The sequence below is a fragment of the Mycobacterium aquaticum genome, from assembly GCF_002086485.1.
In the GTDB taxonomy this organism is placed as follows: Bacteria; Actinomycetota; Actinomycetes; order Mycobacteriales; family Mycobacteriaceae; genus Mycobacterium; species Mycobacterium aquaticum.
This window is the reverse complement of sequence record NZ_MVHF01000009.1, coordinates 43,684-64,241: the sequence shown is the minus strand read 5'-3', so window position 1 is coordinate 64,241 and position 20,558 is coordinate 43,684. Positions and strand designations below refer to the sequence as shown.

Annotated in this window: 16 protein-coding genes and 2 pseudogenes; 9 read left to right on the top strand and 9 right to left on the bottom strand. The window is 66.6% G+C overall.

All coding sequences use genetic code 11. The features are described from left to right. Positions 1-9 precede the first annotated feature (9 nt). From BST13_RS11880 to BST13_RS11855, 6 genes and pseudogenes are all read right to left on the bottom strand, one after another. Positions 10-846: an SDR family oxidoreductase gene (locus BST13_RS11880; protein ID WP_083164030.1), complete on the bottom strand. Its 837-nt coding sequence runs from the start codon at positions 844-846 to the stop codon at positions 10-12. A 43-nt stretch (positions 847-889) separates the two neighbouring features. After that, on the bottom strand, positions 890-3,181 hold the full coding sequence (locus tag BST13_RS11875) for a TPR repeat domain-containing protein (RefSeq protein WP_083164028.1): 2,292 nt from the start codon (positions 3,179-3,181) through the stop codon (positions 890-892). Between the two features lie 2 nt (positions 3,182-3,183). Further along, complete coding sequence (locus BST13_RS11870) at positions 3,184-3,501, bottom strand: hypothetical protein (RefSeq protein WP_142282771.1); 318 nt, start codon at positions 3,499-3,501, stop codon at positions 3,184-3,186. Positions 3,502-3,641: 140 nt separating this feature from the next. Beyond that, a pseudogene (locus tag BST13_RS11865) lies at positions 3,642-4,724 on the bottom strand (MinD/ParA family ATP-binding protein); the annotation flags it as partial. A gap of 62 nt (positions 4,725-4,786) precedes the next feature. Beyond that, complete coding sequence (eccA, locus tag BST13_RS11860) at positions 4,787-6,610, bottom strand: type VII secretion AAA-ATPase EccA (RefSeq protein WP_083164022.1); 1,824 nt, start codon at positions 6,608-6,610, stop codon at positions 4,787-4,789. Between the two features lie 22 nt (positions 6,611-6,632). Further along, positions 6,633-7,550: pseudogene (locus BST13_RS11855) on the bottom strand (MinD/ParA family ATP-binding protein); the annotation flags it as partial. 597 nt (positions 7,551-8,147) lie between these two features. On the opposite strand from BST13_RS11855, the gene BST13_RS11850 reads away from it, so the two are divergent. From BST13_RS11850 to BST13_RS11810, 9 genes are all read left to right on the top strand, one after another. After that, on the top strand, positions 8,148-8,468 hold the full coding sequence (locus BST13_RS11850) for a hypothetical protein (RefSeq protein ID WP_245839527.1): 321 nt from the start codon (positions 8,148-8,150) through the stop codon (positions 8,466-8,468). Then, complete coding sequence (locus BST13_RS11845; protein ID WP_083164018.1) at positions 8,465-8,806, top strand: hypothetical protein; 342 nt, start codon at positions 8,465-8,467, stop codon at positions 8,804-8,806. The genes BST13_RS11850 and BST13_RS11845 overlap by 4 nt, the downstream gene beginning before the upstream one ends. Positions 8,807-9,025: 219 nt before the next feature. Then, positions 9,026-9,319 (top strand): hypothetical protein, encoded by a 294-nt coding sequence (locus BST13_RS11840; RefSeq protein WP_083164016.1) that lies wholly within the window; start codon positions 9,026-9,028, stop codon positions 9,317-9,319. A gap of 8 nt (positions 9,320-9,327) precedes the next feature. Next, on the top strand, positions 9,328-10,656 hold the full coding sequence (locus BST13_RS11835) for a WXG100 family type VII secretion target (protein WP_083164011.1): 1,329 nt from the start codon (positions 9,328-9,330) through the stop codon (positions 10,654-10,656). Positions 10,657-10,698: 42 nt separating this feature from the next. Next, on the top strand, positions 10,699-10,986 hold the full coding sequence (locus BST13_RS11830) for a PE family protein (RefSeq protein WP_158087141.1): 288 nt from the start codon (positions 10,699-10,701) through the stop codon (positions 10,984-10,986). Between the two features lie 30 nt (positions 10,987-11,016). Then, positions 11,017-12,102 carry a PPE domain-containing protein gene (locus tag BST13_RS11825; RefSeq protein ID WP_083164007.1) on the top strand — a complete coding sequence of 362 codons (1,086 nt, stop codon included), beginning with the start codon at positions 11,017-11,019 and terminating at the stop codon, positions 12,100-12,102. Beyond that, positions 12,099-12,917, top strand: a complete 819-nt coding sequence (locus tag BST13_RS11820; protein WP_083164005.1) for an ESX secretion-associated protein EspG — start codon at positions 12,099-12,101, stop codon at positions 12,915-12,917. The genes BST13_RS11825 and BST13_RS11820 overlap by 4 nt, the downstream gene beginning before the upstream one ends. 82 nt (positions 12,918-12,999) lie before the next feature. Further along, the gene (locus BST13_RS11815; RefSeq protein ID WP_083164003.1) at positions 13,000-13,269 is read left to right on the top strand and encodes a WXG100 family type VII secretion target; all 270 of its coding nucleotides are present in this window, start codon (positions 13,000-13,002) and stop codon (positions 13,267-13,269) included. 21 nt (positions 13,270-13,290) lie between these two features. Next, positions 13,291-13,587 carry a hypothetical protein gene (locus tag BST13_RS11810; RefSeq protein WP_064942906.1) on the top strand — a complete coding sequence of 99 codons (297 nt, stop codon included), beginning with the start codon at positions 13,291-13,293 and terminating at the stop codon, positions 13,585-13,587. A 47-nt stretch (positions 13,588-13,634) separates the two neighbouring features. Here the strand turns inward: BST13_RS11810 and mycP are convergent, their stop codons facing one another. Genes mycP through eccCa form a run of 3 tightly spaced genes read right to left on the bottom strand, consistent with a single transcriptional unit; the run spans position 13,635 to position 20,541 of the window. Then, positions 13,635-15,020, bottom strand: a complete 1,386-nt coding sequence (mycP, locus tag BST13_RS11805) for a type VII secretion-associated serine protease mycosin (protein ID WP_083164001.1) — start codon at positions 15,018-15,020, stop codon at positions 13,635-13,637. A gap of 2 nt (positions 15,021-15,022) precedes the next feature. Further along, positions 15,023-16,528, bottom strand: a complete 1,506-nt coding sequence (gene eccD, locus BST13_RS11800) for a type VII secretion integral membrane protein EccD (protein WP_083163999.1) — start codon at positions 16,526-16,528, stop codon at positions 15,023-15,025. Next, positions 16,525-20,541, bottom strand: coding sequence for a type VII secretion protein EccCa (gene eccCa / locus BST13_RS11795; RefSeq protein WP_083163997.1), 4,017 nt, complete (start codon positions 20,539-20,541; stop codon positions 16,525-16,527). Before eccCa ends, eccD begins: the two co-directional genes overlap by 4 nt. Positions 20,542-20,558: the final 17 nt, after the last annotated feature.

Sequence of the window (20,558 nt, the reverse complement as noted above, 5' to 3'; positions counted from 1 at the left end):
GAGTGGCCGCTACCCGGCTCGGGCGACGCGAGCTCGTTCCCGCACCGAAGCGACCACACCACCGTCGTTGAGGATGTCGGTGCCCGTCAGGTAGCCGGCCCGGTCGCTTGCGCAGAACGCGAACAGCTCGGCCATCTCTTCGGCCTTGCCCCAGCGCGGCACGGCGGCGTCGGCGACCATCGCGCCGGCACCGGCCTGCTCCTCGAGCCGGCCCATCTCCGTGTCGACCGATCCGGGGGACACCGAGACGATGCGCAACCCCCGGGCGTTGAACCGCTCGGCCTGCGACGAGCTGTACCACTTCACGAAGTTCTTGCTGATGGCGTAGGCCAGCCCGGAGCGGGCCTGCTCACCGCCGATCCCGCATGCGGCAGCCATGCCGCTCATGAACGCCTCGTCGTCGCGCAGGGCCAGCGGGAACTGCCCGGTCGGGATCAGTTCCTCGGGCAGCAGATGCGCTGCCATCGACGCCACGTTGACGATCGCGGCGCCCTCGCGAGCGGCAGCGTAAAACACCTCGTTGACGTTGACCGTGCCGAGCGCATTGGTCCGCATCACGTAGTCCCCGTCGCCCATGCTGGGGCTGACGCCTGCGGCGTGGATCACCGAGGTGACGGCGCCCAACCCGGAGGCGGTGTCGAAGAGCTCGTCCACCGCCTGCCGATCGGTGACATCGCAGTTGACGGCGGTCGCGACGATCCCGAGCTCACCGAGCTGAGCCAGCGCGGTGTCGAGCCTGTCCTGCCGCACATCGCACAGGACGACGGCGTGGTCGCGGCCGACGACCTTGGCCGTGGCAGTGCCCATACCGCCCGCACCACCTGTGATCAACGACACTCGAGTCATACCGCGGACCGTAACGAAATCGGCCCGATCTGTCACGCCTGGGTTACTTGCCCGACTTGCTCTGGATCACTCCGGCGCGCGCCCCGACGTCGTACTCGTTGGTCCATTGCTCCAGGTCGATGCCGTAAGCGGCCTTCAACCGATCCTTGAGCAGTTCCTGTTCGGTCAAACCCTGGACCACAAGGTGCACATCACCGTCGGGCTCGGTCTCCCGCAGCGACGCGAGCGCCGGATCATTGACCACGGCGGGATCCTTGCTCTCGAGTCCGTTGAGCACGTTCTGCATCGTCACGCTCGAGTCGACCTCGTTGGTCGCATGCTGGTACGGCACGCCGTTCTGGGGGTTGGTCACGGCCTGCTGGTCGACGATGCCCATCAGCGCCAGCTTGGCCTGCGGGGCGATGATGTCGACGGCCCACTTGCCCGGTTTCATACCGGCCGCGTCAAATGCCGTGGTGGCCACCGATTTCGCGGTGTCGAAGTTCGCCGAGTTCACCGCGTACTGCCACTGCGCGTTGTAGACGTCGTTCTGACCCATGGTCGTCTTCGCATCGAGCGTCCCGTCGACCACGGCGCTGTGCATCTGCCCCGCGAGCTGACCGTAGGTGCTCACGCCGTTGCCGCTGCCGTACTGCGCGGCGAGCGCGTTCTCCTGCGCGTAGGTGTAACTCGCAGCCTTCACGCCCGCCTCGGGATCGCTGGCCAGCACCGCGTACATGTTGGCCAACTGGCTCTTATGGTCGAAATGATGGACCCCGGGGATGGTTTCGGCGCCGGCGAAGGTGCTGTAGTACGGCGCCAGATCGTCGGCGAGGTTGCGCATCAGATCGGGATTGAGCTGACCGGCCGACATCTTGTCCTGATAGCCGGGGACCCGCAGCAGGTCCTTCTTGTGATCGGCCATGTAATCGGCTGTGGCTTCGGCGATTTGGCCGTGCAGCTGCGCATTCTTGGTGTCCACCGGGTCACCCGGCTTGGCGACGGCATCGTCGGCGGTGGTGTGGAACAACTCGGAGACCGTCTTGCCGTTGTCGGGCCACTCGTGCTGGAAGATGTCGCCGACCAACCGCTGACCGGTGTGCGGATCGCTCATGGCCGCAGCGACGGCGAACTTGTCGTCGCCGACCGAATGGAACATCTGCTCGGTGATCTGCTCCTTCTTCGGGTCGGCGCCATGGCCGTCGATGGAGAACATCGTCGTGTCCTTCGGACCGGTCTCTGCCCGCACCTGCGCGTCGAGATACTGGCCCGCGACATCCATGACCTTGCCGTCGAGGCTCGAGCCGGCCCGCATGTTGGCGTCGCCCATCCCCGCGATCCGGGCGATGGCCTGGTTGGTGCCGACGCCGTTGACGTTGATGGTGTTGAAGAGAATCGGGAACCCGGTGCTCTGGGTGCCCGCCATGGTGGATCCGTACTGCACCAGGTCTTTACGGGTCAACGAGTCGCGCATCTTCTGCGGCAGCAGGTTGAAACCGCCGTTGGTCGGGACATCGACGTTGCCTTCGACCGACGCTGTCACGCGACCGTTGGAGGCGATCTGGAACGTGTTGGCCATGCCCGTGCGGGCATCGGTGGGCAGCGAGTTGAGCAGCTTCTCGATGTCTTCGGGTGACTTGCCGTCCAGGGAGCGCATCAGGGCGTTTATGTATTCCATCTGCGACGCCGGAATGTCCACGGGCTCACCGGATTGCAACGCCTTGAGCTGCTCGGGAGTCAGCGAGCCCGCTTCCTTGAGGCGCTGCAGCACATCCGGCGGGATCTTCCCACTCTGCAAGGCCTGACCATCGGAGGTGCCCTGCTGGCCGCTGAGCGACGCCGGATTGGTGAACTTCGCGATCAGGTTGGCGGCCAGCCCGTTGATGGTCTTGGCTCCGTTGGAATCGGCCGTGACCAACGCGTTGACCAGGGTGGTCAGCTCACCGGCGTATTGCCGGGCCAGCGCGGCGCGCTGCCCGGTGTCCTTGATGCCGGAGGTGTCGGTCACCGACCAGTTGTCCCCGACGGTGAACTGCTGCCCCGAGATGGTGACGACCTTGTTGAGCACATTGGTGCGGGCCGTGCCGATGTCGGTGGCGACGCCGCGCGCGGTCTTGGCCGCACCCTGCAACTCGTCGACGAGCTTCACGGCGACCTTGCGGTCGTCGCCGGCCCGGTTCTGCGCGGCCTCGGCCGCCTTACCCTCCCAATAGCCGCCGCTGGCAGTGTTTTTCACCAGGGACACATACGAGTCGAACTTCTGCTCGAGCGTCGTACCGAGCTTGTCCCAGCCCGCCGCGATATTGGAAACGACGTTGGGGTCCATGTTCTGGACCTGGGATTTGGTGAATCCCACTGTCATTCACCCCAATTGCCGGTGGCGTTGGTGAACATGGTCACCATGTCCAGGGTCTTGGTGTCGTCGGCGTTCTTGAACTTGTCCGCGCAGTTGACCATGATCTCGCCCGTCTCCGAGAGACGCTCCGAGAACGACGGGATCAACGTGGTGTTGAGGACGTCGTACTGGATGTGCTGCATGGCACCGACGGATTGCAGTGCCGCTGAATCGGTGCCCATCATCATGGGCCCGAATTTCAGCCCGGTCACCTCGGCACCCAACGTCGCCAGATGCCCGGCGACCGTGCGCATTTGATCCAGATCCGCTTTCAACGTCACAGCTGACCCCTACCGAGTTGAATTGGTACTGAGTTGGGTTGGTCTTCGGACGGTCGCGGCGGGATCGCCCGGCACAGCGCTAGCGAAGACTGTAGTCTCCGATTCTTTTGGCGTGCAACAGTCGCAGCGCTTCCAGTGCATCATCTGGCTGGGGTGATCGGGACGAACTGGCCATGATCGCGATAGCTGAACGCGTCGGCCACCGTCGCCGCCAACTCGATGAACGCGTCCTGCGTCTTGCGATTCATCAAGCTCAGAACCACTTCGGAGCCTTCGGCCAGGTGATCGTCGAACGGGATGAAATGAACAGCACGTGAACGACTTTGGAAATATTGCATCAGCTGCTCGATATCCATCGACGTGGCGCCCGGGCGCGCGGAGCTGACCACGACCACCGCATTGGCGACGAGGCGTTCGTAGCCCTGGTGGGCCAGCCAGTCCAGGGTGGCCGACGCGCTGCGGGCCCCGTCCATGGCCGGTGACGTCACCAGGATGATGGCGTTGGCCTCGTCGAGAACCCCCGTCATCGCCGAATGCATGAGCCCCGTACCGCAGTCGGTGAGGATGATGTTGTAGAAGCGCTGCAGCAGCGAAATCACCTGGCGGTAGTCATCTTCGGAGAACGCCTCGGAGGCGGCGGGATCGCGTTCGGAGGCCATGATCTCCAGTCGGCTCTCACTCTGCGAGGTGTATGCCCGCACATCGGAGTACCGCCGGATTGACGTGTCGGCCAACAGATCGCGCACCGTGGCCCTGGTCTGATCCGGCCCACGCTGAGCCAACGTCCCGAAGTCCGGGTTGGCATCGACCGCGATCACCCTGTCCCCACGCACCGACGCCAGCGTCGCACCCAGCGCGACGGTGGTGGTGGTCTTGCCGACTCCGCCCTTCAGTGACAGGACCGCGATCCGGTAATCCCCGCGTACCTGCCGGTTGACCCGGGCGACCAGAGCACGCCGGTTACGTTCATAGGGAGATTCACCCGGATTGATCGCCCCGCCGGTCAACGCGTACACCAACTTGCGCCACCCGCGCGTCGGCCGCCGCTGCACGGGCGCAATCAACCGCAGGTGCTCCGGGCCCGGCACGACCGGTTGGCCGACCATCGCGCCTGGATGGTGTCCAGTGACAAACGGCGTCTGCAACGGGACCGGCGGCACAGGCGTGTAACGGGCTGGTGGGCCGACGGGCCGGACGATGAACTGCGTCGGGTCGTCGGGACTGAACGTGCCCGCCTGCTCGAGGTTGCGCGGGATCAGCCGGGTCGGGTCGTCGTATTCGTGGGTCATGCGCCGGCCTTGTGCATCTCGAGCACGTTCTTCAACGCCGCCCGCATGTCTGCGAGTTCGATCCGCATCAGCAGGTCCTCACTCAAGGCGTCGAGATCCACGTCGGGATCCTCGCTGAGCCGGAATGCCCGCTCCTCCTCTGCGGATTCGACGACGTTACGGATGAAGCGACCGTTGCCTGCGATGTCGATGGCGGGCCGGGCCACTCCGGTCTGGTCGATCGCTTCGGTCTCACACAACTGGCGGCAGATCAGGATCAGCTCCTGGTAGGCGTCGCCGGTGAGTTCGGAGTCACGGGCCTTGGCGATCATCTGGGCGATGTCGCCCAACTCGCCTGCGGTGTACGAGTTGAATCGGATCCGGCGGGAAAAGCGGGACGCCAGACCCTCGTTGGACGCGAGGAAGCGATCGATCTCGCGGTCGTAGCCGGCGATGATGACGACCAGCCGGTCGCGGTCATCCTCCATCCTGGCCAGCAGCGTGTCGACGGCCTCCCGGCCGAACGCGTCACCGCCTGCCAGACCGGACTGGATCAGGGTGTACGCCTCGTCGATGAACAGCACCCCGTCCAGCGCCCGATCGATGAGTTCGGAGGTCTTGATGGCGGTGCTGCCGAGGTGCTGACCGACGAAGTCGGCGCGTGTGGCCTCGACCACCGAGGAGGTCTTCAACAAGCCCAACCCGCAATAGATCTTGGCGATCACACGGGCGATGGTGGTCTTGCCCGTGCCGGGCGGGCCGGTGAAGGCGAGGTGCAGGCTGCGCGGGACCGAACTCAGACCCTTGTCTTCCCGGACTTTCGCCAGTTTCGCCGTCGACCGCAGTTTGGCGACCTGTGTCTTCACCTCGGCCAGCCCCACCTGGCGGTCGAGTTCCTCCTGGGCCTGGCGCAGGTAGTCGTCGTGGCGGTCGGCGGCGTCCGCTTCGGCGATCTCGACGCGGGTGCGCGCCGACCTCGGGTCCCACCTGTCGGTGCGCGAGTCGATGGTCTCCTGGTCGGTGATGACGAGCCGGTACTTCGGGTCGCGCAGCGCGGCGATGTTCGCGGTGAAACTCGGATCCTCGCTGTAGATCCGTTCGAACACCGCCCTGGCATCGTCCTCACGTCCCATCTCGCGCAAGGTGAGTGCGCGGCAGAATTCGGAGGCTTGCCGTGCGGCAGGAATCGGACCGGCCGCGGCGAGCTCGAGCCGGCGCAGCGCTTCGCCGAACAAGCCCAGCTGCGCACAGGCGCTGCCCACCATCATGTTGGCGCCGGCCCCGATGAACTCGTCAGTGAAGCTTGACGAATTCGCCAGGGCGACAAGGACGTCGGGCCACCGCTGGGTCAGGAAGTGCAGGACACCGCGGATGTAGGTGCAGATCTCGGTGGAGTTGGCGTCACCGCCGGGCATCCTGGTGCGGATGCGGTCCAGCTCGTCGAGTGTTCGCTCGGCTTCGCTGTAGTCTTGGCCGGCGATCATGCTCGCGGCGTAGGCCAGCCAGATCTCGGTGAACGAGCTCAGGTCGTAATCGATGTAGAGGTTGGTCTGAAACCGGCCGGCCAGCGCCCGGCCGGGCAGCCCGAGCCTGCGCTGCTCCCGAAACAGGGTCAGCGTGCTGGTGCGGTAGAGGTGGTAGATGATCTCGGGACTGGATTCGCCTGCGGCGACCCGGCCGAGCCAGGCGTCGCACATGTCGGGGTCGTATTCGGTGGCCCGGGCGAACGCGAGTCTCGCGTAGTCGATGTCGCGGTCCGCCTCGACACCGTTGATGGGAATTCCCAGCGAGAGAACCCCGGCGTCGAATACCCGTTGCGCGTCTCGGGTGCGTCCACTCATGGTGTCCTGACTGTGTCGTCGTTCAGGAGTTCGGCCGCAGTAAGCCGAACTTCTCCGAAATTGCCCCCGCCAGTTCGACATACGCCTCGAAGGTCGCGGGTTTGAGCAAGTCCACGTCGATTTCCCCACCTTCGGCCAGATGGAAGTCGAACGGAATCAGGTGAACAGATCGGCACCTGGATTGGAAATGCTCGTGAACTTTCTCCATATGCACGGCCGATCCGCCGGGCCGCGCCGAGCTGAGCACCAGGTGTGATTCCTGTGCCAAGCCCGAATAGCCGTGTTGGGTCAGCCATTCCAGCGTTGCCGAAGCGCTGCGCGCAGCGTCGAGGGCCGGCGAACTCACCAGCACGATGGCGTGTGCCAGGTCCAATACCCCGGCCATCGCTGAATGCATGATGCCGGTGCCACAGTCGGTGAGCACGATGTTGTAGTAGCTCTGCAGGATGTCGATCGTGCGGCGGTAATCGACCTCGCAGAACGCCTCGGAGATCGCCGGGTCGATCGGACTGCCCAGGACCTCCAGTCGGCTCTCCGACATGCGGGTGTAGGCGCGGACATCCGAATAGCGCGTGATGTTGGGATCACTGAGGAGATCGCGCACCGTGGCCCGGGACGGATCATCGACGCGCTGTGCCAACGTGCCGCGATCGGGATTGGCGTCCACCGCGATGACCCGGTCCGTGCGGATCCGGGCGAAAGCCGATCCCAGACCCAAGGTCGTCGTGGTCTTGCCGACCCCGCCCTTGATCGACAGCACCGCGATGCGGAAATCACCGCGGATGGGTTGGCGGATACGGGCGTACGTCTCGTCGCGCCGACGGTCTCGCGCCGAGTCACCTGGATTGACGCGCCCCGCGCTCATTCGGTAGACAGCGCGACGCCATCCGGACCGCGGAGCGAAGCGGCCGCGGTTGGCGATGGCAGCCTCATCGAGGGGACGCAGCGTGTGATGTTGCGACGGGTACTGCGGGGGACCCGACGGGGCCGATTCCCAGCGCGGGACTTCCCACTGAGGGATTGCGGCGCGCTCGTGCGTCGTGTCCTTCGGCTGCGGGTCGACGGGCCGGTCCGGCTCCTCATCGATGGGCTCGTCAACCCTCGGCCGGTTCTGGCCCAGCAGATTCAGCAGCTCGGCGGCCCGCGCCTCGACAGGGTCGTGCGAGTCTACAAACGAATCCTGTTGTGGCGCCGCCAATTCGGAATCTGCGTCAATTTTGTCCCTCTGCCCGTTGGTCGAATTGACAGCCGTGTCAGCAACTTCCGAGTCCTGAGTGGAATCGCCTCTGACCGGCACTTCCGATACAAAGTCGTCAGCGGGCAACGCCGGCAGCGTCGCGTCGGAGCGCGGCCGGTATCCCTGCAACCAGGGCGGCTGGGCAGGCGCCCCATTGTGATTGGCCAACGTCCTCCGGTCCTTCCACGTCGTAGATCGGCGCCCGATTGGTATCGTACTGAATTGACCGGGCCGGGAGCATCCGGCGCGAATCGCCGTTATCTGGCCTAGTAGCAAACTCTTTCACGAGGAGCCGCACTGGTGGATTTCCCGTCTGCACGCTCCCGCACCGGCGGGATCAGTGTCACCACAACCGAACGCGGACTGCCGCTGGCACTCAAAATTGACGCGCGCGAGATGAACAAGGATCCGCGACTGCTCGCCGAGGAGATCTTGGGGCTGTGCCGACTGGCCGCTGCGCGCGCGCAAGTGGCCCGCCGGCGCGAGTTGTCGGCACACGATGTCGACCCCGTCGTCATCCGAAATCTGCAGCTGGCCACCGAAGATGACCTGCGTCGCGCCGAGGCCGCGACCGATCGCGACGACGAGGTACTTCCCGACAGCTGGCTGAGGTCGGTGTGACGGGGCTGGCCGACAGTGTCGTCGCCCGCATCGCACGGCAGCGCGACCTACTGCATAGCCTCAACGATCATTGCGACGCCATCCGCGTCCGCGCCACCACCCGCAACCGCGCGGTGTCGGTGGAAGTGGATGCCATGGGTGCACTGACCGACCTGACCTTGGGCAGTGCAGCAACGCAGTTGAGCCCCAACGAGTTATCTGAATTGATCGTGAACATTGGGCAGACAGCGGCCAAAGCGGCGTTGGCCCGGCGCGATCAACTCATCGCACAATTCCGGCTCGAGTTCGAACGATTGCGGGCCGACCCGTCGGGTGATCCCGGCGGAAACCCCATCTAGATCGCATGTGCGGCCGCGTCGCAGCCGGCTGCCGTGGGCCGAATCCTGTGGTGGTACAAACCGGATTACCGCTTCATCTGGCGCACAAGGGCTTAACTGTCATACCTCGCCAAAGTGACTGGTGCGGGCTAGACTTCGAGACCGGGTGTCACCCTGTCACCGCCCTCTGCAATGGTGCGTGCCGCACACAGAACGAAACAAAACTTGGGGAGTTTTGGCGTGAGTTCTTCTTTGACCGCTGTCCCAGCGGGGATGGACGCGTTCGCTGCGGCGAACGCCGGCGCGGGCGAGCTGATCAGTACTGCCGGGTCGGCTGATTCGGCGGCCATGCTGACAGCAGCGGCAGTGGCGATAGGCCCGATCGGGGCCACCTATCTGGCCGCGTTCGGGCCCGCGCAGGCCAACAACCTGGCGGGCACGCTGCTCGTCGGTGCGGTTCATGCCGGCATCAGCAGCACCACGACAGCCGCCAAGACCGCCCTGACCGCCGCCGATTCGACCTCGTCGGGCTAGGAATCGCTGTGGGTGCCACTCCTGCGCCGATCGTCACGGTAACCAGGCCCGACCATGCGACGGCTCAATTTGCCCAGCAGCTACCGGGTTTCGATGCGAGTTCTGCGATAGCGGCTCAGGAACAGAACCTCAACGAGTACCTCAACCGGCCGGTCCACGAGATTCTCGCGCAGCTGGGTTATCCCGCACAGCCGCGCCCACCGGCACCCGATCAGCCGCCGGCCCAGCCCTCCAGCCCGATGGATCCGACCGCGCTCATCCAGCCGATCACCGATGCCCTCGGCACCCTGGGCACCGGCATGTTCCAGGCGCTCGATCCCACGACGATGTTCCAAGGCATATCTCAGGCCTTCGACGCGTCGTCGGGCGATCTCACCACCGCCATGGGCAATCTGGCGGGCAACTGGGAGGGCGCGGGCGCCACCTCCGCGGCCGCCAAGACCGTGGCCGCGATGAAGAACGGCGCCGACCTCAGTACGCAGGCGCAGGCCCTGCGCAGCTCGTTGACAGCGGCAGCCGCGGCCGTCAGTCAGACCGAAGCCCGGTTGATCGCGATCATCAACCAGTTCATGGCCACCTTGGCCGCGATCGGCCCGAACATCATCTTCCCGTGGGGTTGGGCGGCGGTGGTGAGCGCCGCAACCGATGCCGTGACCCAGGCCGTCGAGGCCATGACCGAATTGCAGTCCGAGCTCTCCGGCCAGACCGCGCAGGTCACCGAGGCCGGCCGGGCGTTACCGGTGACCGAGGCGCCGACCACGGCCGCGACCAGCGCCGCAAAGTCCGCGGCACCCGCCGCAGCGTCGTCATCCGGTGGCTCCCAGGGCCTTTCCGGATTGATGAACAGCGTCACCCAGGCCGCGCAGCAGGGTACTCAGACGGCGTCGCAGCTGGCATCGCAGCTCGCAGGCGCAGGCGCCAAGCAGGGTGCCGGTGATCCGTCGGCGGCCGCGACACCGGCCATCATGCCGACCGCCGCCGGCCTGACACACGCCTCGGGCGGCGGCAGCGCCGGTGGTGGAGGCGCGGGCGGTGCCTCAGCCCTGGGTGCGACGACCCTCGCGGCCCGGTCCGCACCGCCGGTGCCGCCGGTGAGCGAGGACGCCACGCGTGCGCTCGGGCCGACGCGGACCGGCGCGGGCCTGACCGGAACACCGATGATGGGAAGCCCGATGGCGCCCATGGCGCATGGCGCAGGCGGGCGCCCCGGGGGCCATCACACCGCACCGGCGTTCCTGCACACGACCGATCACGGAGATGAGATCCTCGGCGACCTCGGGACCGCAGCGCCGCCGGTCATCGGTGAAGCCGAACCGGTGAACGCCAGGGGCTCGTGATCGACTGAATCGACCGGGTTCGAAACTGATTGGGGGATGACGATGTCCGGATTATCCATCGAGACACAGCAATTGACCGAGGTGGGAGCAAGGCTCGACGCGATCGCCGGTCGCCTTTCCGACCTGCTGCAGGCCGAACATCCCCATCTGGACACCGTGCCGGTGGGCCGTGACGAGGTTTCGGCGCGGGCGTCGTCGACACTGAACACCGTCCACGCGTCCTACGCGGAATCCGCTGAGGCAGGGATCGCCGAACTCCGGGAGATCGCCGCAGCCCTGCGGAGCAACACCGGCAAGGTCATCGACGCCGACGCGGAATTCACCGCCTGACCGGCAGCAGATTCGAGGGGTCCCGTAAACGTGGGTTACACGGGTGTGGTGTGGGTGTCGCGCAGTGCCGAGCAGTTGGCCCGCGACCTCACCGATGGTCCGGGGCCGTCGTCGGTCGGCGATGCCGGCGCGGCGTGGGAACGCGTCGCGACGGGCTTCGCGGCGGCCGCCGACGAGTACGCCGAACTCCTCGATCGGATACGCACGTCATGGGACAGCGCCCATACTCCCGCGGTGCTGACCCGCCTGCAGCAGCTCGGGGACTGGTTGCGGGCCACGGCTCTCAACGCCGCGGCCAACGGGCAACGCGCCGAGGAGGCCGCCGTTGCCGCCACGACCGCGATCATGTCCATGCCCAGTGTCAGCGAGGCCGTGGAGGCGCAGGCGCAGCGCGACATGATGGCCTCGCTGGCCGCCTACAACGGCGCGGTCCTCAGCGGTCAGTTCGCTGAATTCGATGCCGCCGCAACATCGGCCGAGGCCGACGCCGCAGCGGTCATGCACCAGTACGAGGACGCCACGGTATCCCTGGCCACCGCATGGGACGAACCACCACCGCCGTCGGTGGTCCACGGTGGCCACGCCGGTTCCGATCCGAAAGCCGACGCCGCGACCGGTGCCGCCGGCGGCGGCGCACCCGGGCACGGCGGGGGTGGCGGCACCGCTCCCGCCGCCCCGATCATGCCACTGAGCCCGCGCACCGCGCGGGATGTCGCGGGTTCCAAGGAAATTCAGTCCTCGCCTCGGGTCACCGCGGTGAGCGCGGCGTCGGCATCCGGCTACGCCGGCGCACCGTACGCCCCGATGGCGGGGATGGCCCGCGGGTATGACGGCGGGCGCGACTACGAGTCGCAACGGCCACCGGAAGTGCTCGAGGGCGGCGGCGAAGCCAGTGCTGGCCTTTCGGCCGCCCCGGCATCGTGGCTGCCTGCCGCGCAGGTCAACCATGAACCGATTTTCCTGCAGACCACTGGTCCCGACACCACATTTTTCGACGGCCTCGTCGACCCGGTACCGCAGACCGACACGCCTGACGAGTCCCCGCCCGCCCTGGAGCAGGTCGCCGACCGCTGGGTGGCTCCCGCGGTCATCGGCGGCGGGAGCCACGACTCGTGAGCGCGCCGGCCACAGCGCTTTTCGAGCTGACCGACGATGAGCTTCACACCCTCGGTATCCGGCTGGGTATCGCCGACTTTCCCGTGGTGCTGGCCATGCGGCCGCGGCACGGCACCATCGGCGCCCTCGAGCGGGCCTACGATGCCGCGGGCCGCAGCCTCACGTCGCGCGGGTTGCTCAGTACCGGCGGCGTGCTCCCCGAACTGGCCGACCTCGTGCAGGTACTGCGCCGGCCGTCGCGCGAACTGGCGCTGCGCCTCGTCACCCCCGACGGCCTGGCCAGGGTCTGCGTCGCCCAGACCGGCAGCCTGGGCGTCTCTGCCCGCCGCATCGGAAACTCTGTCACGCTGCGTACGCTCGGTTCCCGGTGCGGCGTTGCCGAACTCATCCGCGCGGTACTGGTCGAGCTACCCGCAGCCGGTCCGGCGTCGGTCGACGGCTTCGGTGCGCCGACCGTGGAGCTCACCGAGTGCCTCCACGGCGGTCACGATGCCACCTACCTCACCGACCGGCTACGTGCGCTCGGTGCCGGGCACCAGGTCGCCCTGGTGCTGGGCGCCGCGTTCGCGTCCCGGATCGCGTTCGGCGAGATCGTCTGTCACGCACTGGATCCATCGGCTGATCGGGTGACCCGGACGCCCGGCGCGGTGGGCGTCTTCTACACCAGACGCGGCAGGCTCGTGTCCGCGCCGAGCGTGTCGCCGACCGGCCAACTGTGGACCACCATCAAACCCGGATCGGATCACCGCGTGGCGCAGGCAGTTTCGCAACTTGCCGAGCTGGTACCAGCCGGGTGGGAGGGGGACGCCCAGTAGCCGACGGGAGAGTTGACACCACACAGACGTATGACGCCGTAGCAGATAGCACGATTTGAGAACCAGACAGGAGAACCACCAGATGGTCGTTGCACTTACCCCTCAGGAAGCAGCAGCCAAGATCACCCAGATCGACGAGGCCATGGGCCGAGCCCGCAGCATCGTCGCCAAGATGACCGGTGAAACCGAGACCATGGTCAGCGGGCCGTGGAACGGGGTTGCGGCAGGCAAGTTCAGCAACATGAAGACCCAGCAGCACGACGAGTACAACGCGCTGATCCAGACGCTGACCAACATCGCCGAAAAGGGCAAGACCCACATCCACAGCATCGCCAACGCCGACCAGGCCTAGCTCCAGAAAGCAGGAATTCCCATGTCATTCGATGGCAGCACCATCAAGTACGACTTCGGTCAGAACCACATGCACCTCGACAGCCTCGACTCGGGTCTGTCCGATGCCCGCGCGCTCCAGCAGGAAGTCGACACCGTGTTCAAGGTGCTCTACAGCGTGTATGAGGGCCAGGGTGCCCAGGCTCTGCAGAGTGCACACCAGCAACTCGCGAGCGTGATGGAGTCTGCGGTGCAGGAGATGACCGCGGGCAACCACCGCGGCCGCGACCAGCAGGACCTCATGGCGGCACTCGACCGCGCCAACGCCGCGGATTTCTGATTTGCCTCGAGCGGGGTGTTCGGCGATGTCCGGACGCCCCGCTCGGGTCATCGCCTGCGGTAGGCGACGTACACGGCCCACGCGAAAACCATTGCGGCAACGCATCCGCCGGCGACGATGAACGATATGGTCCGGGCGCGGGTGCTCACGGGATCCGGGATCGGTGGCCCCGCGATCGGCGCTGCGGCTCGGGCCACCGGTGGGTCAGCGGGCAGGCTCGAGCTCAGTGCGGCCACCGGGTCGATCAACCCGTAGCCTGTCGCGATGTTCGGTCCCTGGCCCGGAGTGTGCGCGGTCCGTTTGATCCGGTCCATCACCTGTGCCGCCGTCAGTTGCGGGAACCTGGCCCGGATGAGTGCGGCCAAGCCGGCGACATACGGTGCCGCATAGCTGGTTCCGTTGAGCGGCGCCAATCCTTGCTGGCCCATGATGGCATTCGTCAGACCCGCGCCGACAGGATTGAGGGACACCACCTGCTCACCAGGTGCCGCCACCTGTATCCACGGCCCGTGCAGGCTGAAATCCGACGGTTCGCCGTAAGGGGACAGGGCTGCCACGGTCAGCACGTAATCGGTGAACCACGCTGGGCTGGCCACCGTCCGCACCGTCCGCCACGCGGCCTGCACCGGCAGATTCGGGTCCGTCATCGTGTTCTGGATTGCGCACGGACCCTGTTTGTCGACGTTGCCCGCCGCCGCGACCACCACGACGTTGCGTTCGAAGGCATACCTCAGTGCTCGGCCCAGGTCGGCATCGTCGATCCCGACCGACGCAGGCGCACAGGCCAATTCGGACATGTTGATGACTGTGGCGCCGAGATCGACCGCATGCGTCACCGCCAGTGCCAGCGTGTGGGTGTTGCCGTAACCGGCAGGCCCGGTGCCCGGGGACACCGCGTTGCGATCCTCCTGCTGCCCGAACCCTTTGACCGCGAACGAGGCACTGTTCTGCCGGATCGACAGAATCGCGGCGTCGGGCGCCACACCTGCGAACGCATCGGTGGCGCTCGGCTTGGCCGCGATGATCCCGGCGATGAGGGTGCCGTGCGCGTCGCAATCCGACAGGCCGTCCCCGCCGGACACGTAGTCGCCGCCGGGTTCCAACGCGGGCAGCCGTGGGTTGGGGTTCACACCGGTGTCGATGACAGCGACCTTCTGTCCGGCACCCGTCGAATACGCCCAGGCGTCGCGGTACCGCAGCATGGCCTCCGCGATCGGGGCCATCGTATAGTCCGTGCCCGGGCGCGTACCGGTGACCGCGCACACCGTCTTCTGCTCGGTCGGGTCCGCGGGGGCCACGGGCCCAGCCGGCGGCGGTCCCGGTGGCACCACAGGTGGGTCTACGGCGAATGCTGCTGGGGCGTCGATGGATCCGACAATCGCCAGCACTGTCAGTACGCCGAGGATCCGTCGGGCCCATGTCCATCGGCCCATGGCTACCGACCCAGCACAGCGTCGTACATGCCCACCACGCCCAGCGCCACCGGGATGAGGGCGGCAACCGCGACGTAGCCGACATAGTCCGACAACAATTCCCAGCGCTGCCGCAGGGTGGGTTCGGGTGTGGTCGCGAGCACACCGATCACCGCACCGCCGACGAGAAGTGCCCCCAGTGCGACAAGCCCGAAGATCGTGGCAGGTAGCGATCCGAAGGTGGCCGCCGTGACTGCGCGCAACACAACTACCACACCGAAGGTGAGCAGTACGGTTCGCTCGGCGGCGCTGCGGGCGGCGCGGAGCCGCAACGCAAAGACGATGCCGCACAACATCATGAAGGTCAGGGACACCAAGTCCGTCGCCGCGCGTGACAGCACTTCGACACCCAGCGCCAAGGATGCGCCCGCCGCGGTGTAGAGCCCGCACCGCACCGCGGCCGCATCACGACCGCGCCGCATCACCTCCTCAGCGGTGGGGACCGTGTCGGCGAGCGCACGGTCCGGCTCGCTGCGGTTGCGCTCGGTGTTGAAGGGGTCGGTGAACTCGTCGGTCTGCGCGACACCATCGACCTTGGGGCGCAAGACGAATCGATTCCAGCCCCGCGTGAGCCAGGGCACGGCGAAACCCAGCGCCAGGGCCCCCAGGCACACCGCCACTCCGAGTGGCCGGTCCGGGACGGCGCATGCGGTACGTGAAGCCCATGCGGCGCCTGCCACCGCCGCAAATCCTCCGCCGGCCAGGAATCCCCAACGTCCGGTACCGATCAACCGGTAGCTGCCGTAGCTCAGTGCCACGACGCCCGCACAGCTCGCCGCGACACCCCAGCCGCCGACACCAGCGAAGATCATTCGCAGCGCACCAAAGCCGATGAGCATTGCCGCCCAGCCGAAACCCGAAGCGACCCAGTCCCACCGGTAGATTCGCCGGGCCACCGTGGCGGCCGCCACCAGGGCCAGCACGCCCGCGACATCGAACCCGACCACTTCGGAGTACCTCTCGGCGAACCTCGGGTCGACCGACATCCACAACAGGATCCCGACGCAGGCATACAGCGCGACCATCGCCATCACGGCCGCAGACGCCGGTCCCCATGCTGCTGATGCGGCCCGATTCAGTTGCGCCGTGGCGTCGACCACGTCGTCGTACAGTGCCGGCGGATGCAACGTGCGCTGTGCGGTCAGATACAGCATGTCTCCGTGCCGAACACCCGCGTCACGCAAGGTCACATCCGCGGGCAGCGCTGCCCCGTCGGCGGTGTGCAGGACGGTGCGCGACGTCAGCTCGGGACCGGGCGCGGCCGGTTCGTCGTCGATGCGTTCGCGCTGCGCTATGATCCCCGCCAGATACGGTGCGATGTCGGCGATTCTGGCGTCAGCAGGCAAGGTGATGTCGAGCTGAGTGCATCCACCCAACACCGCGATGCGGAGATGCTCGGGGACCGGGGAAACGGTCCGGATCGGGGTGAGCTCGTCGACACCGGTCGGCCGGTTGCGCGGAACGGTCACAGGTCGGCCATCCGGACCAGCTGAATGATGCCGCCCGGCATGGTCCGCGAGACCAGATAGCCGCGGCCGGGGGGCATGTCGGTGGCCTTGACCCCACCGAACAACGTGCCCTCCTCACGGGAACCACTCATGATCAGTGCGTTGCAGGAGAGATCTTTGAGCCTGCCCAGGAACGGATCGAAGATGGCCCGCCCGGCTCCGCCGCTACGCCTGGTCACCACCACTCGCAGCCCGATATCCCGTGCCTGTGTGAGGAATTCGGCGATAGGGGCCAGGGGATGATTCATGGTGCTCACCGCAACGAGGTCGTAGTCATCGATCAGGACGTAAAGATCCGGACCGGACCACCACGACCGGTCGCGCAACTGCTGCTGGGTGATGTCGGACGGCGGCAGCCGCTGCTGCAAGGTCTCGGCGACGCTCATCATGAGTTCACCACAAGACTGTGCGGAGGTGGCATAGCCCGCGAGATGCTGGGTCTCCACGGCACCGAGCAACGATCGACGGTAATCGACCAGGTAGATCTTGGCCTGGTCGGACGAGCTGTTCTCCAGCACACCTTGCGCGACGGTCCGCAGAAAGTTGGTCTTGCCGGACTGCACGTCGGCGAGTGCTACGAAGTGCGGCTGGACGTCGAAATCGACGACGACGGGTGCCAATTCGGCTTCGTCGATACCGATCGCGACGCGGCCATGACCGAGCAGACCACGATCTGCGGCGGTCCGGACCACGGGCTCACGCTCCAAGTCGTGCGGCAACATCCGCACCTGCGGTGCCGAGCGGTCACCGTAGTGCGCGGCGAGCGCATCGGCAGCTCGGGCCACACCGTCGGGTAGATCATCGACCGTCGAGCTCGAGTCCAGTCGGGGCAGACCGATGAGCAGATGCAGCTTGTCTCGAGACACTCCGCGGCCCGGGACCCCGATCGGCACCAATTCGGCTATCTTGCGGCCCATTTCACTGTCGACGGGATCGCCGAGGCGCAGCTCCACACGGGTGCCGAGCATGTCCTTGACCGCCGGCCGGATCTCCATCCACCGGGTCGCCGACACCGCGAGGTGGATGCCATAGGAGAGGCCCTGCACCGCAAGCGACTGCAGTTGTGGTTCGAGGAACTCGAAGTCGCTGCGGATCGAACTCCAGCCGTCGACCACCAGGACCACGTCGCCGAACGGATCGGTCGATAACGGATCGCGGGCCGCGTCGGCAGGCGGCAGCTCAGCCAAAGCCGCTTTGCGCCTGCGGTATTCACGCATCGATTCGATGCCCGCCGCACGGAACAGGGCTTCACGTCGGCGGAGCAGACTGGTCATCTCAGCCACGGTGCGCCGGATCCGGTCCGCGTCCAGCCGCCCGGCGACCGAGCCCACGTGCGGCAGCCGGGACAGGCCGGCCAGCGTGCCGCCACCGAAATCCAGGCAGTAGAACTGCAGTTGCTCGGGAGTGTGGGTCACCGCCGCGGCCATGATCAGCGTGCGCAGCGTCGTCGACTTCCCGGATTGCGGCCCGCCCACCACCACGAAATTGCCCTCGGCCCCGGACAGGTCGACCGTGAGCACGTCGCGGCGCTGATCGTAGGGCCGGTCGATGATGCCCAGTGGCATGCTCAAGCGCCCGTTGATATTCAGCGGCGAGTTCCAGTCGGCGCTGGGCAGCAGTTCGTTTATCGCCGGGCTGTCGTCCAGCGGGGGCAGCCACACTTCGTGCGCAGGCCTGCCGTGCCCGGCGAGCCGACCGACCACCACGTCGAGCAGGGTCGTCTTGACCGACGCGCCGTATTCGCCGTCGTCGACGGTCTCGGGTTCGGCGACCAGCGGTTCAGGGTCGGCGGCGACCAGCGCCGCGGTGAACAGTCTGGGGCGTTGGCCCCTCCCCACACGCGGCCGGTGCGGCGCTGCCCGCGGTTTGACGTATTGACCTGAGACGTAACAGGTGTTGAAGCGTGTCGGTTCATCGGCGTCACACTTGAGGAACGCCGAGCCAGGCACACTGGGCAGGTGGTAGGCGTCCGGTACACCGAGCACACTGCGGGACTCACCGGCCGAGAACGTCTTGAGTCCGATGCGGTAGGAGAGGTGCGAATCCAGCCCCCGCAGTTTGCCCTCCTCGAGGCGTTGCGAAGCCAGCAGCAGATGGATGTGCAAGGACCGGCCCAGCCGTCCGATCATCACGAACAGTTCCGCGAAGTCGGGCTTCTGGGACAGCAATTCGGAGAACTCGTCGACCACGATGAACAGCGCAGGCAGCGGGTCCAGGTCGGCCCCGTTGGCGCGGGCCCGTTCGTACTCGGTGACGTTCGGGAAGTTGCCCGCTGCGCGCAGTAGTTCCTGGCGGCGGTTCATCTCACCGGCCAGCGCGTCCTGCATGCGGTCGACCATGGTCAGCTCGTCCTCGAGGTTGGTGATGACCGCCGCGACGTGCGGCGCCGCGTCCAGACCGAGAAACGTTGCGCCACCTTTGAAGTCGACGAGTACGAGGTTGAGCACCTCCGGTGAGTGCGACGTGATCATCGCCAGCACCAGGGTGCGCAAGAACTCTGACTTTCCTGAGCCGGTGGCGCCGATGCACAAGCCGTGCGGGCCCATGCCGCCCTCGGCGGACTCCTTGATGTCGAGTTCCAGCGGCTGCCCGTTCGGCGTGTAGCCGATCGGCACCCGCAGGCGTTCGCGCGGTGAACGTTTCCGCCATACCTCTTCCGGCACGATCTCGGCCGCGTCGGGAATGTTGAGCAGCGTCATCAGGCCCGGATCCGTTGCGCGGTTCTCCGATTCCAGGCTGACGATGTGAGCGGCGTTGGCAGGACGGTACCGGCCGATACCGCGGGCACACGCCTCCGCTTCTGCGATGCTCAACCGGTCGGGGGTCGCGAACCGTTCGACGTCGGCTGCCGTGCGGGCTGCGATCCACTCCGGCTCGACCACAAGATGCAAAGCTCCTTTGGCCGAGATCCGCTGGGCGGGGGCATTGAGATCGAGCAGGGTGGCGTTCTCCATGCCGGCCTCGGTGGCGAGCCGCTCATCGCCTGCGACGTAGCCGTCGTCGAGCACCACCACGAGATGTTTGGTGCCCTGGTTGAGCGGCATGGTGCGGCTGAACCGGCCGCGTTGACCCAGTTCGGGAGCCAAGGCGCTCTCGAGCTCGTGCAGCGAGGAGAACAGCATCCTGGACGTGCCGACGCCGTCGGTGTCCGTGGCGTGCTGGGTATGCGGCAACCACTTCATCCACTGCCAGTTGTCACCGTCCGGATTGGCGGTGACCACTGCGATCATCACATGTTCCGGTCCGTGGAAAGCGGCCAGTTCCAACAGCATCGAACGGACGAGCTGACGCGTGGGTCCCGGCTCACCGTCGAAGTCGACGACGGCGAAGGCCCGCAGCGACACCGCTGTCGGCATGGCGTGTGCCACCGAGTGGGTCCTGACGAAGCGCCGCAGCGCCACTGTGGACACGGGCTCGAGGTCCTCGGCCGGTCCCGTCTCGGGTGCCAGAAGCCGGGTGGCCAGCCGATGGGTGCCGATGCCGAGCCGGACATGGCAGAAGTCGCTGTCGACCGGCCGCCGCTCCCACATACGCCTGGTACCGACGACATCCGGCAGCGAGCGGGGATCCGGATGACTCCATTCCAGCGCCCGGCGCTGTTCGTCGGCAGTCCTGTCGGCGTCATCGCGCAGATTCGACAGGTATCGGAAGTAGTCCTTGCGCTCCTCGTTGAGTTCTGCGGCGGCCTTGCCGGACCGCCCGCCGCCACCCATGAACATCCCGACCATGGAGAGCACCATCATCATCGGGAACATCATCATCATCGGGTTGGTGGCCATGCTGCGGCCGCCCACGGTGAACATCAACGCGATCATGCCGACGACCGCGATCACCATGACCACGGGCAGCAGCCGCATCAGCACGTTGCCCGGAATCACGCGCGGTACCTCCGGCGGCGCCTGAAGATTGACCTCGCCGCCCGGCATCCGCGGCGCCGCAACGCGTGCGCGCCGAACGAAACCCTGTGTCCCCACCAACGTCCCCTGCTGCC